Origin of the sequence: Liquorilactobacillus satsumensis DSM 16230 = JCM 12392, assembly GCF_001435195.1 — a bacterium.
Taxonomy (GTDB): Bacteria; Bacillota; Bacilli; order Lactobacillales; family Lactobacillaceae; genus Liquorilactobacillus; species Liquorilactobacillus satsumensis.
Map to the genome: position 1 here is coordinate 198,719 of NZ_AZFQ01000036.1, position 11,340 is coordinate 210,058.

The 11,340-nt window shown below is 39.1% G+C and carries 12 protein-coding genes; 6 read left to right on the plus strand and 6 right to left on the minus strand.

All coding sequences use genetic code 11. The features are described from left to right. Nucleotides 1-242: 242 nt before the first annotated feature. Nucleotides 243-1,595 (plus strand): aspartate aminotransferase family protein, encoded by a 1,353-nt coding sequence (locus FD50_RS05780; protein ID WP_056960767.1) that lies wholly within the window; start codon nt 243-245, stop codon nt 1,593-1,595. Nucleotides 1,596-1,698: 103 nt separating this feature from the next. Here FD50_RS05780 and FD50_RS05785 read toward each other — a convergent pair whose 3' ends face one another. After that, complete coding sequence (locus FD50_RS05785; protein WP_056960768.1) at nt 1,699-1,953, minus strand: TetR/AcrR family transcriptional regulator; 255 nt, start codon at nt 1,951-1,953, stop codon at nt 1,699-1,701. A gap of 91 nt (nt 1,954-2,044) precedes the next feature. Here FD50_RS05785 and FD50_RS05790 point away from each other — a divergent pair, with 91 nt between their 5' ends. Together FD50_RS05790 and FD50_RS05795 are read left to right on the plus strand one after the other, a co-directional pair. Further along, nucleotides 2,045-3,466, plus strand: coding sequence for an MDR family MFS transporter (locus FD50_RS05790; protein WP_082610443.1), 1,422 nt, complete (start codon nt 2,045-2,047; stop codon nt 3,464-3,466). Nucleotides 3,467-3,471: 5 nt separating this feature from the next. Continuing rightward, complete coding sequence (locus FD50_RS05795) at nt 3,472-4,191, plus strand: DUF4811 domain-containing protein (protein ID WP_056960769.1); 720 nt, start codon at nt 3,472-3,474, stop codon at nt 4,189-4,191. A gap of 10 nt (nt 4,192-4,201) precedes the next feature. Here the strand turns inward: FD50_RS05795 and FD50_RS05800 are convergent, their stop codons facing one another. After that, on the minus strand, nt 4,202-5,107 hold the full coding sequence (locus FD50_RS05800; protein WP_056960770.1) for a cation transporter: 906 nt from the start codon (nt 5,105-5,107) through the stop codon (nt 4,202-4,204). An 11-nt stretch (nt 5,108-5,118) separates the two neighbouring features. Beyond that, a complete protein-coding gene (locus FD50_RS05805; RefSeq protein WP_054756915.1) occupies nt 5,119-5,538 on the minus strand; it encodes a MarR family winged helix-turn-helix transcriptional regulator in 420 nt (139 codons plus the stop codon). Between the two features lie 289 nt (nt 5,539-5,827). Between FD50_RS05805 and msrA the strand changes: the two genes are divergently transcribed. After that, nucleotides 5,828-6,676, plus strand: coding sequence for a peptide-methionine (S)-S-oxide reductase MsrA (gene msrA / locus FD50_RS05810; protein WP_056960771.1), 849 nt, complete (start codon nt 5,828-5,830; stop codon nt 6,674-6,676). A 47-nt stretch (nt 6,677-6,723) separates the two neighbouring features. Here the strand turns inward: msrA and FD50_RS05815 are convergent, their stop codons facing one another. From FD50_RS05815 to FD50_RS05825, 3 genes are all read right to left on the minus strand, one after another. After that, nucleotides 6,724-7,539, minus strand: coding sequence for an HAD family hydrolase (locus FD50_RS05815; protein WP_056960772.1), 816 nt, complete (start codon nt 7,537-7,539; stop codon nt 6,724-6,726). Continuing rightward, entirely contained in the window at nt 7,532-8,302 is a 771-nt protein-coding gene (locus tag FD50_RS05820; RefSeq protein ID WP_056960773.1) for a DeoR/GlpR family DNA-binding transcription regulator, read from the minus strand. Before FD50_RS05820 ends, FD50_RS05815 begins: the two co-directional genes overlap by 8 nt. 246 nt (nt 8,303-8,548) lie before the next feature. Beyond that, a complete protein-coding gene (locus FD50_RS05825) occupies nt 8,549-9,025 on the minus strand; it encodes a MarR family winged helix-turn-helix transcriptional regulator (protein ID WP_056960774.1) in 477 nt (158 codons plus the stop codon). A 92-nt stretch (nt 9,026-9,117) separates the two neighbouring features. Between FD50_RS05825 and FD50_RS05830 the strand changes: the two genes are divergently transcribed. Both FD50_RS05830 and FD50_RS05835 read left to right on the plus strand, forming a co-directional pair. Continuing rightward, nucleotides 9,118-9,714, plus strand: a complete 597-nt coding sequence (locus FD50_RS05830) for an NAD(P)H-dependent oxidoreductase (RefSeq protein ID WP_054756923.1) — start codon at nt 9,118-9,120, stop codon at nt 9,712-9,714. A gap of 148 nt (nt 9,715-9,862) precedes the next feature. Beyond that, nucleotides 9,863-11,038, plus strand: a complete 1,176-nt coding sequence (locus tag FD50_RS05835) for a cation:proton antiporter (RefSeq protein WP_056960775.1) — start codon at nt 9,863-9,865, stop codon at nt 11,036-11,038. Nucleotides 11,039-11,340 lie beyond the last annotated feature (302 nt).

Genomic DNA, 11,340 nt, shown 5'->3' on the forward strand with positions numbered 1-11,340 from the left:
TGTAAGTCATCCAAAATAATTAATCGTTACAATAAAAAAATTTGGTTATAAATTTTTAATGGTTTGAGCTGGTATGTAGATCGCGTTAATAATGGATTAGAAATAAGTGTTGACAATTTAATGTTAGATACGTTAAACTACATGCAATCTTTAATGTAAATTAAAACTGTTTTGAATCTGTAGTTTGCTTGCTATACATAACATATCCAAGCGGTTCAAGAAGAAAATGAGGGGTTGCAGAGATGGCAGATCTGGAAAAAGCTAGAAAATTAATTGCAAAAGAAAAGAAGTATTTTGCGCGTTCTGCGCGAATCAACTACTATGATTTAGTAATTGACCATGCACATGGTGCGACTTTAGTAGATGTTGACGGCAATCACTACTTAGATTTGTTAGCGAGCGCATCAGCAATTAATGTAGGTCACACTGATGAAAGAGTTGTCAAAGCAATTACAACACAGGCGCAGAAGTTGATTCATTATACTCCTGCGTATTTTCATCATGTGCCAGAGATTGAACTTGCCCAGAAATTAGCAGAAATTGCACCAGGCAAATCACCTAAAATGGTGACATTTGGTAACTCTGGTTCAGATGCGAACGATGCCATTATCAAATTTGCGCGGGCTTACACAGGGCGTCAGTATCTGGTTTCTTATATGGGTGCATATCATGGTTCAACCTATGGCTCCGAGACGCTCTCAGGTGTGAGCCTTAATATGACACGCCAGATTGGACCGATGCTTCCAGGAGTAGTTCATGTGCCATATCCGGATCTTTATCGCAGATTACCGGGTGAAAGCGAACACGAAGTTGCTTTGCGTTTTTTTGCTGAGTTTAAACGGCCATTTGAATCTTTTCTCCCTGCAGATGAGACTGCCTGCGTATTAATTGAGCCGATTCAAGGTGACGGAGGAATTGTCAAGGCACCTGAAGAGTATATGCAGCTGGTCTATAACTTCTGTCACGAAAACGGGATTCTTTTTGCAGTGGATGAAGTTAATCAAGGGCTGGGGCGGACAGGCAAAATGTGGAGTATTCAGCAATTTAAGGATATTGAACCAGACTTAATCTCCGTTGGTAAATCTCTAGCTGCAGGGCTGCCATTAAGTGCTGTGATCGGTAAAAAAGAAATTATTGATGCGCTAGGGACACCAGCACATTGCTTTACAACTTCTGGGAACCCAGTTTGTGCAGCAGCGTCATTAGCAACGTTAAACGTCATTGAAGCTGACCATTTGGTTGAGAAGTCTGCTTCTGATGGTGAATATGTAAAAAAACGTTTCTTAGAGATGCAACAAAGGCACCCAGCAATTGGTGATGTACGGATGTGGGGGTTAAATGGCGGAATTGAACTTGTTAAAGATCAAAAGACAAAAGAACCAGACAACGAAACTGCAACTAAGGTCATCTATTATGCCTTTGCTCATGGTGTTGTTTTGATTACACTTGCTGGCAATATTCTCAGGTTTCAACCACCTTTGGTAATCACACGAGCACAGCTTGATCAAGCACTAGCAGTCTTAGATGATGCATTCAGTGCAGTTGAGCAAAATCAAGTTGAATTGCCACAAACAAACGAAAAAATTGGATGGTAAAAAAGGCAAAACTGGGCATATGTTGAAAATTTTGGTTTAGAGCACACGTTTATCCGGAATAAAAGAGGGACTGTGACAAAATTTAACTTATGTCACACTCTCGTCATCTCGCAGCTTTCCAATACTGGAAAGCTGTATTTTTGGGTTTGGGGCCAAATTGTGCGCATGCGGCAAGTACTAATACAGCTTTATTCTGCCAATGACGATAAACAGTGTTTGTATTTGTGTGAGCCAGCTGGGCCACTTCTTTAATAGTTAATTCTTGATAGCCAACTTTATTTATTTGTTCCCAAACAGTTGTTAAAATTGCCATTTCAAGCTGTTTTCCATGGCGGCTGGTTTGTTTTTGCAGGGTCATCTTTAAAACTCTTTCTTGCCTTTTTAAACTTAAGGGGGTACTATCTTTTTAGGAACCCGGGTACCTTAATAAGAGAGTGAGGTCTGTTTTGATGAATGAAAAGGGTAACAGGCGCAACATCGCTAAAGTTGCTTTTGTACTTGTATTAGGTGCGGTTGCACCAATGCTCGATACGACAATGACTAACGTTGCACTTAACACTATTATGAATGATTTAAACAGTTCTGTCGACATAGTACAGTGGGTAACCACTGGCTATGTTCTGGCTCTGGGCGTGATTGTCCTTTTTACCGGTTGGGCCGCAGATAGATTTAACGGGAAAAAGCTTTATTTAGTTGGCATGTTGATTTTCTTAGCAGGTTCGCTGATTTCTGGAATAGCAACTAATATTGGAGTTTTGATTGGTGGACGTTTAATTCAAGGAGCTGGTTCGGGGATTGTTATCTCTTTAGTATCGACGTTAATTGTACGTGCGGCTGGTGGGAAAAGTTTAGGTAGCTTAATGGCAATCGTCGGCTTACCAGTAGTTTTGATTCCAATTTTAGGTCCCACGATCGGTGGTTATCTAATTGACCGATTGAATTGGCACTGGATTTTCTATATTAATGTACCAATCGTAATCCTTTCGTTTGTTTTAATTGGTTGGCTGATGCCCAGCTTTCCGGTTACAAAGACTAAAAAGAATTTCGACTGGTGTGGATTTTTTCTTTTAGGCGGAATGTTTTCTTGTTTAATTTTAGGGATTGTAAAATTCAGCAGCACTGGAAATCTAGCTACACTTAAGGTCTTATTACCAAGTTTTATGGGTGTCGATCTACTCGCAGCATACCTTTTTTATGCGAAAAAATTTCCACAGCGGGCTTTAATTAGTCTGGACCTTTTTAAGTCACGAAATTTTTCAGGCGCATCAATTATCTTATTGATGTCGGGAATTACCGTCAATGGTGCCATGTTTTTATTACCGCTTTATCTCCAGAACATTCAGGGGTTAAGCGTAGTTTGGTCGGGCACATATTTAATGTCACAAGGAGTTGGGTTGCTTGTTTCGCGAAGCCAAATTGGAAAGTTGACTGATCGGTTTGGAGCACGCTGGATTGTCATAGGATCGCTTGTGTTGGCGGTTTTAAGTACCTGGCCGTTTATTTATTTTAACGCTGCAACGAGTAAGTACCTAATTTGGTTTGTGCTTTTCTTCCGCGGGATTGCTCAAGGAGGAATTGAGATTCCAGTAATGGCAGATTCTTACAGCGGTATTCCAAGCACCCAGATTTCAGAAGCAACCACTGCCACCCGAATGCTGCAAAATGTTGGTGGCGCATTCGGTTCGGCAATTTTGGCAACAGTGATTCAGAATCGTCTAAGTTTTGTGGTACCAACTGTTGCGAATCAAGCGATTGCATATCAGATGGCGTTTATCTGGTCGGTGGTTATTACTGCAATTGCAGTGGTACCAGCATGGTTCCTGTCGTACCATGATGTGTCAAAAAGATTTAAAAAAGAACTGGAGGGATAGAAAGTATGATTCTTATTCTCAGTGCTATTTGTCTGGTCGGAATCATCTTACTAAGTATTAGGGCTAAGTTTCCTGGACGCGGAGGATACCTTGCACTGTTAACAATTACTCTTTTAGGCAGTCAATCCTATTTATTAATGGATACGCAATTTCATTGGGGAACTAAGCTAGTTACAAAAAAACACACTGTCAAAATTTATCCAATAGTCTCATTTCCTGGTTCAAATCAGGTCTTAATTTATCGAAATCTTGGCAGTGGTAAAACAAAAAAGCAGATCTATGTGACTGCAAAAGGTCCGCAAAAAAAGCAAAAAAGTTTGCTTTATTCGGACGGCATCAAGGTTAGACTACGGTCATATAGGCAAAAAAGCGCACTAAGAATAACAGCTCAGTCGGAGTACCATTACACTAGTAAATTAATGCAAGTTCTTTTTGCAGGAATTACCAACAATCATCACCTTAAAGCAACGACAGTCACTTTTTTGCTACCGGGAAATTGGTCTGTACTTTCAACTTCTAATGCAAGACAAGCTGGCACTGCTTTAAAGAATGGGAAAGCTGAGCTTAAGCAAAAAGTAGCTGGACGAGTTCAAAAATATCTTCGGTTACATCCTGAAAAGGCAACTGCTCAGCCAGTCCTTAAAAGGATAGAAGAACAAGCGCTTCAAGTTGAGACGCACCGGATTTTGCAAAAATTTGCGGACCGTCAAGCTTCTCATGATTAATTGTGTTGGGTTATGCGACACAAATTTCAAGTTTGATAAAAGCAAAATGTGCAGAAAGTTCTTTTAGGATCAATTTTTTTTGGTGCTGCAAGCTCTCGTTGTTGATAGTGTGGAGCTGACTGCTTAATTGGACATGGACACGCAGGGACATTCCCGTTTTATAAATTAAACACTGTTTAATGGGAAAGTTGGGTAAGAGATGTGTCTGAACGCAAGCATTAATTGTTTGTTGCAGGTTTTTGTTCGTCAACGTACCGCCGCTGATCTCGATAAAGCAGTTTTTCATGATATGCAAAGGAATCCTGACTGTGAGGAGAATTAGTGTTAATGTAACAAAAAAGTCCCCTGTATAAAGCAAAAAGCCCAGACTAGAATGTTCTTTAATAAACAACAGTACACAAGCAACAACTCCAATTCCGGCTGACATAATACCATCAATTAACGTACTTTTTGACTCAGCGGAAAGCATTGTGCTGGTATGATTGATTAATCTGTTTTGTTTACTATAGTACCAAGAAAGTCCCCAAGAAAGTGACACCATCACGATTTCATAAGGAATTACCGGTCCGACTTGCATCACAGTTCCTTGTCCGGTAGTGAAGTAAACAAGGGCTTTTTGGGTAACGCTAAGTAAGGAACTTGCAAGTAGTGTTAATGTCAATGCAGCTTGAAAAAGGGAGTAAAGCGGCTCTAGAACAAAGAAACCTTGTGGAAAACGCTGACTTGTTTTTTCACTGAATTTTGAGATGAAAAACGAAACAATTCCTGAGAGTAGAGTAATGATTGTAAAATAGGCATCAACAAACAGTGCCTCGATTTGTGTCAAATAAAAAACTGTCATCCCTGCAATACTCATTAGCAGGTTAACCATAATTCCAGCAAGGAGACCACGTTGTTCAATTTTCTTTTGTTTCATCTGCTGTTCACTCAAATCTTTTGGTTGATTTTACGCAGGAGTAGTTGAAGTTGGGCTTGCTCTTCCTTTGTAAGTGCAGCGGTACATTCAAGAAAGACACTGTCAAAGAGTTGATAATTTTTTCTGCAATGGTTCCGGACAGCCTTGGTTAAAGTAAGGTAGGAGATCCGCTTATCTTGCTTTGAAGGATGTTTGGTTAGATAACCAGCAGCAATGAAACGCTGAATAATTCTAGTTGCCGCTGGTTTTGAGATCTTTGCAGCAATTGCAAAACTGGTCCCAGTGGCATTCTTCAATGTATATAAAAGATCGATGTAATGTTCATCATTGGCAGACATCTCAGGAAATGCAGTACTGCGCGCGGGACTATTTTGGTATTTAATGAGAACTTTGTCGTATAGTTCCGAAAAAATTTGACTGATTCTTTCCATGTTATGTCACTCCCACAAAATATAGTTAACAAAGTTAATTACTTTTGTTAATCATATTGCGGGAGTGTTTTTTTGTCAACTAGTAATGTACAACTAAAATGGCAAAAGGATGGACTAAGTTCCGGTCAAGGATATCATACCAGGTTCAACCGGTAGTTAGGTTCTTAAAAAATTACTGAACGTAGCTTCTAAGCAAGACGTTTATCCTAAAGTATTTTTTGCGGTATACTGCAAGCAGAAAAGCTAAACATTAAGCAATCATTTGTTGTGCTGGAAGGGAGTGAGGACAATGGAGAAACAAGAAAAAGAAATACTCGCAGATCTTTATAATTTAATATTAAATCCTGCCACCCGTAAATGGGAACGCTCACTATTAGTGGAGACCAAAGAACAGCTTTCAAATCAAGACAAGCCAGAAAGAGAACTCGCACAACTTGAATACAAGTTACGACCACTGGCGATTAGAAATAACTTAACACCTGATGTGGCTGATTTTTATGCCAAACTCACGGGCAATGCAGCAAAAGCAAGGCACTTTGATCTAACTAAACATGCCGCAAAAGATCTGGCGTTTCAAGAACGAGCTATTTTTGCAGGAGGGTGTTTTTGGTGTATGGTGGAGCCGTTTGAAACTAGACGCGGCATTATTTCTGTCTTATCAGGGTATACTGGAGGCACACTAAAAAAACCGACATACGAACAGGTAGTCAGCGGGACTAGCGGTCATGTTGAAGCGGTTGAAATTATTTTTGATACGCGAATCATAAGTTACGCTGAACTCGTAGAACTTTATTGGAAAATAACGGACCCTACTGATGCACTTGGGCAGTTTGAAGATCGCGGCAGTAATTATCGTCCGGTGATTTTTGTAAAAGATGAAACTCAAAGAAAAATTGCGACAGAATCCAAGCAACGCTTAGCGGCGTCTGGACGTTATCGAAAACCAATTGTGACTGCAATTGAAGCTGCCGGAACTTTTTGGCCTGCGGAAAATTATCATCAACAATTCTATCAAAAAAATCCGGAACGTTATCAACGAATCAAGCGCATCCGGCAACAATATTTAATGTTTCAGCGTTTGCATGGAAAAGTTCGGAGCGAACTGATGCACTTTAGAAAAAAACGGGTACACAAATAGCCTCTAAGTGTGCTGGGAGTTTATTTAAAATAGGTCTGCGCTTTATTTTAATGAGAATTTTTGGCTAAAATTTTTTGAATTCCATAACCAACACCATCAGCGTCATTAGAACGGGTCACGTAGTCTGCAGCCTTTTTGACCGTTGGCTCAGCATTTGCCATTGCGATAGCGGTTCCAACCACATCAAACATGGTCATATCATTACGTCCATCGCCAAAAGCAGCCAGTTCGTGTTTAACCAACCCATTTCTTTTCTTGAGATACAAAATTCCATTACGTTTTGAAATTTCTTCGTTAGTGATTTCCAGATAATTTCGATTTGAACGTGTGACTGTAATTCCTGGGAAGTGCAGGGTTTGCAGATATTTCTCAAGTATTTCGGTATCAGCAGGGGTGGGGCTGATCAGCATAATTTTATAGATCGTCGTTTTGGTTAACTGTGTTAATTCATTGAATGGCATCATAACCGGCTTTTGATGCGTGATGTTGGCCTCACGAATGATCGCTTGGCTCTTTTTTTCTGTAAACCAGTCTTGTAGTGTAAACCAGCTGGCGGACGTTTCAGGAAACGCTTTTTGCACAGTTGCTAAAATCTGAGTAACAGTTTTAAACGCTATTCCTTTACTAAAGAGCGTTTCGTAGGTGGAGCCGGTCATTTTAAAGATTAATCCTCCATTAAATGCAACTTGTTCATCAACAAGTGCTAGTTGTGAAATCGTGGTTCGCATGGCTGCAGGGGGACGTGCGGTCACAAGTGTCACCGGAATTCCGCAATGTTTAATCATGCTGATATTCCCCTTTGAAAGCTCTCCTGCTGAATTTAGCAAGGTGTTATCCATGTCTAGAAAAATATGCTTAATCATCCTGTTCCTCCTTTGCGATCACGATTTTAATATTTTTATTAAACCAGTTTCTTTGGGGCTCTTTTAAGCTGCTATCTGTAATTAAAGTATCTATTTTTTTGCAGGAACAAATTTTATAAGCAGCTTTTTTTGAGTTGAATTTGTATTGTTCGGCAACTGCAATGATATGACGTGCGTGTGCGACAACATGTCTAATCACGACTGCATCATCTTTGTTGGATAAGTAAAAGCCTTCCGGGGTGACTCCTGAAGTACCGATAAACACTTTTGCAAAAGAAAAGTATCCAAGTTCTGAGAGTGTAGAAAGTGAGCAGGTGTACCGGTTGCGCTTGTCAACAGTTCCCCCTAGAAGTTCAATTTTAACAACTCCGCTTTGCGTTAAGGCCACCGCATTGTCAATTGAATTTGTGACCACAGTTGCACCTTGTTGCTGAATTTGTTCACACATCTGTACTAGAGTAGTTGAAGCGGCAATAAAATAAGCTCCAGCCATCTGAATTTCCTGCAATGCTAATTTTGCCATTTCAGCCTTAATAGGAGATAAAATGTGTGTGCGTGCTAGATATTCGGGTACACTGCTTACACTATAGGCAAAAATTCCCCCATGCATCCGTTTAGCTCTGCCAGTTGAGACAAGCTTCACAATATCTCGCCGTGCAGTATCTCTGGAAACATTAAAATATTGTGCAATAAAACGAGTACTCAGCTTTCCCCTTTTTTTCAATAAGGCTGTAATTGCGACCAATCTTTCAGCTTGTGACATCTAATACACCTCCCCTTCAAATAATATTTTAGCATTTTTTTAAGCGCATACATTCACTTTGGTACAGAAAATTATTCTTTTTCTGCACTTCTAAGCAATTGCTGATTTAAATGCGTAAGTAATATGCACCTATCTTTAAGCTTAATTTGCACAGTAGTTATTAGAATTTTTAAAATTATAAAAGAGGAGGAAACTTCTTTTCAAATGGTTAAATTCTGTAAAATATAGAGATCAGCACGCTAATTTTTATTTCTCACGTAACTCATTAATCTCATGTAATATTTGGGCTAATCTGATTAAGTCTGTATTATTAAAAGTTGCTCCGAGCTGATTCAATTGCTGATTTTTCTGGGTGTGGTACTGTTCGTGCAAGTCTGCAACTAAGCAACCATGTTCGGTTAGCTTCAGATAAACATCTTTTTTATTGTTGGGTTGATGATATTTTTTTACTAGCTTTTTTTTAACTAAGCGGTTAACGATCTTCGAAACGGTTCCTTGTGGAAAGTAGGTTGTCGTAACTAATTCCTTGATTCTCAAAGAAGAAGCACAAGAAATTGCTTGTAGAACATCCAGTTCCGTAATTGAAATTTTGCTAACAATGTGCTTGGCTGCAGCAGGAGCGACTTGTGCAAGATGTTCTTGAACTTTCTTAGTATCGTCAAATGCAAGATAGCGATGCAATTCGCTGTCAATTTGTTGCAGTAAGGGATTTAATTTCGACATATATATTCCTCCGAATATAAATTGACTTTCAGCTTTAAGCCTGTTAATGTATATTATATTCCAAGGAATATAAAAGATAAAGGAGAATTAATATGCACATTACATTAGTCCTTGATCATCCCTATATGTTAGAGTCAAGTGAAAACATTCCGCATAAGCGTTCCTATTCAGCTGCAATTGCTCAGAATGCGATTGAAATGTTGCAAAGAAGCGGACATAGTGTAGATGTCATTGATCTTCAAAAAGATAGATATAATCCGGTGCTTGATCGCCAAGGATTACTTAACTGGCGGACAAAAGAATACGTTGACACGCAGAGTATGAATTATTTGCAACGCTTACGGGTAGCAGATGAAATTATTTTTATTTTTCCGCTTTGGTGGGAGATCATGCCGGCAATGACCAAAGGATTTATTGACAAAGTTTTTTGCAAAGGGCAAGTCAAAAAACTTGCAGGCAAGCACTTAATTTTAGATCCGAAAACTAAAATTCGGGTTTTAACTGCCTGTGGCACACCGCAATTTATCTATAGTTGGCATTATCGTAATCCCCTTGGAAAAATGCTTAAAATTGGAGTATTCGGTAAACTAGGTTTAAAAGATTTTAAACTGGTTAACTTTAACGCAGAAGATCAAAGTGAGCAGAAACGAATGAAAAATCTCAAGCAGCTTAAGAAGTATCTTCTATAAAATTGATACGTTGCTAAGACGTCTTCCAAAACTTTTATTTTATAGGATTTATTTATCTTTTTGAATCATTCTTTAAAGTAGTATGCAGTGCTTTGGCATGGTAAAATTAAGTTAATTTTTTAATTTATTCATGAACGGGGTTGCTTTAATGTCTTTTATTGGTACATTAGTTTTAATTTTGGCAGGTACTACTCTAGCAGGGCACCTAACTGCACGTTGTGGAATTCCGGCAGTCTTGGGTCAATTGTTAATTGGAATTGTACTCGGTCCTGGAGTTTTAAATTTAATCCACCCGTCAGAATCAATTACGCAATTTGCTGAAATTGGTGTGATCTTACTGATGTTTATGGCCGGAATTGAAAGTGATCTGCAACAATTGAAAAAATATTTGAAGCCGGCACTTTCTGTGGCGGTTTCGGGAGTAATACTTCCAGTCGTAGTTATGGGAGCAACCAGTCTTTTATTCGGTTACTATTTTCAAGAGGCACTCTTTATTGGCGTTGTTTTTTCGGCGACTTCTGTGAGTATCTCAGTAGTTGTTTTGCGAGAATTCAAGGCACTTAATGGAAAAGAGGGAGCGACGGTCTTAGGCGCTGCGGTTGCTGATGATATTTTGGGTGTGCTTCTTTTGAGTCTGATGATTGCATTGGTTGGAACAAATAGCGGGACTAGCAGCCATGGAGGTACCAACAATTTATTGATTCAACTGGTTTTCCAAGGACTTTTCTTTGCGGGGGTCGTTTTTCTTGTGCGGTGGATCGCACCAGGTATTATGTATTTGAGTAATAAATTACTGATACCTACGGGGCGCACAATTTGTGCAATGATTATTTGTCTGTCAATGGCATATTTAGCTGAATTAGTTGGCTTATCGGGAGCAATTGGGGCTTTTTTTGCCGGAATTGCGATTGGGCAAACATCTGCAAAAAAGATTGTTGATCCTAATATCGAACCGATTAGCAATGCAGTTTTTGTTCCTGTTTTTTTTGTAAGCATTGGTCTGAGCGTTTCGTTTAACAACTTTATCACAGCATTGCCTTTTATTTTTGTAATGACAGTTCTCGCTGTCATTACAAAATGGCTTGGCGGTGAACTGGGTTCTATTTGGGCCGGTTTTGATCGGAGAAGTGGTCGCGTTGTTGGTACTGGGATGATTGCCCGCGGTGAAATGGCATTGATTACAGCCCAAATTGGGTTTAATGCGCATTTGCTTGAAAGAGCGTTATACGTTGATATTATTTTCGTGATTGTAATTGCTACCTTAATTGCCCCTTTGATGTTACGGTTGGCATTAAAGGGTTTGCGTAACTCAATTGATAAGTAGCAGAGCACTTTTCTTAATTGAGTTGTAAATTTTAATTTGTTTGCACCAACGCATGCAGTCAATTAAATCAAAACGCTTTAAGTCATAGGATACCCTCGTCATTATTTAGTAGCAATGCTGATAACGAAGGGCTTTTTTGTTGTGAAATAAAGTGAAGTAAATCTGATGTGGATTGAAGGATGGTTTACAAGATTAACAATTTTTATGTAAACGTTTTAATTGTAAAGGACGGATTTAAGAACTGGCAATTGTTAATAAATCTTACAAAAATGTTGTTATAACAGCATTTGTTCTTTGAATAA

Coding starts and splice junctions, on each gene's coding strand:
- msrA (WP_056960771.1), top strand. CDS start 5,828: ATGGAGAAACAAGAAAAAGAAATACTCGCAGATCTTTATAATTTAATA.
- FD50_RS05815 (WP_056960772.1), bottom strand. CDS start 7,539: ATGATTAAGCATATTTTTCTAGACATGGATAACACCTTGCTAAATTCA.
- FD50_RS05795 (WP_056960769.1), top strand. CDS start 3,472: ATGATTCTTATTCTCAGTGCTATTTGTCTGGTCGGAATCATCTTACTA.
- FD50_RS05805 (WP_054756915.1), bottom strand. CDS start 5,538: ATGGAAAGAATCAGTCAAATTTTTTCGGAACTATACGACAAAGTTCTC.
- FD50_RS05790 (WP_082610443.1), top strand. CDS start 2,045: ATGAATGAAAAGGGTAACAGGCGCAACATCGCTAAAGTTGCTTTTGTA.
- FD50_RS05830 (WP_054756923.1), top strand. CDS start 9,118: ATGCACATTACATTAGTCCTTGATCATCCCTATATGTTAGAGTCAAGT.
- FD50_RS05785 (WP_056960768.1), bottom strand. CDS start 1,953: ATGACCCTGCAAAAACAAACCAGCCGCCATGGAAAACAGCTTGAAATG.
- FD50_RS05820 (WP_056960773.1), bottom strand. CDS start 8,302: ATGTCACAAGCTGAAAGATTGGTCGCAATTACAGCCTTATTGAAAAAA.
- FD50_RS05835 (WP_056960775.1), top strand. CDS start 9,863: ATGTCTTTTATTGGTACATTAGTTTTAATTTTGGCAGGTACTACTCTA.
- FD50_RS05825 (WP_056960774.1), bottom strand. CDS start 9,025: ATGTCGAAATTAAATCCCTTACTGCAACAAATTGACAGCGAATTGCAT.
- FD50_RS05800 (WP_056960770.1), bottom strand. CDS start 5,107: ATGAAACAAAAGAAAATTGAACAACGTGGTCTCCTTGCTGGAATTATG.
- FD50_RS05780 (WP_056960767.1), top strand. CDS start 243: ATGGCAGATCTGGAAAAAGCTAGAAAATTAATTGCAAAAGAAAAGAAG.